Genomic DNA, 462 nt, shown 5'->3' with positions numbered 1-462 from the left:
CTGGCGGCGTGGTGGCGGCTCTCGTTCACGTAACGATGCCCATCATGGTCATCATGCTGGCAGCGGGCCTTTCACACATCGACCGCAACTACGAGAAGGCCGCCGAAAGTCTCGGCGCAGGTCCGGTGCGCAGTTTTCTGACCGTCACACTGCCGCTCTCCATGCCCGGCATCATCGCGGGTTTCTCGACTGCATTCGCATGGACCTTCAGCGCATTTGCGACACCGCAGCTTATCGGCGGCGGCCGGGTCAATACGGTTTCGACGCTGGTCTATCAGCTCGGCTTTTCATCCTTCAATTTCCCCTTCGCCGCCAGTCTTTCGATCGTCGGTCTGGCGCTGACATTCGCGGTAATTGCCTTGATGAAACAGGCCACCCGCCCTCTGGAACGTCTGGGAGAACACTGACATGCCAGCATCCAGACAAAACAGGATTCTTCGCATATCCGGCATTGTGCTGGTA

General features: G+C 58.4%; 1 protein-coding gene. It reads left to right on the top strand.

Annotation, left to right across the window (positions count from 1 at the left end; translation table 11 throughout):
* On the top strand, window positions 1-407 hold a 407-nt coding region (locus AB1462_RS31930), incomplete at its 5' end, for an ABC transporter permease (protein WP_367249091.1).
* Window positions 408-462: the final 55 nt, after the last annotated feature.

Source organism: Pseudomonas sp. SB113, from assembly GCF_040754745.1.
Lineage (GTDB): Bacteria > Pseudomonadota > Gammaproteobacteria > Pseudomonadales > Pseudomonadaceae > Aquipseudomonas > Aquipseudomonas grimontii.
The sequence above is the reverse complement of the archived record's forward strand: the minus strand, read 5'-3'. Positions and strand labels throughout refer to the sequence as shown.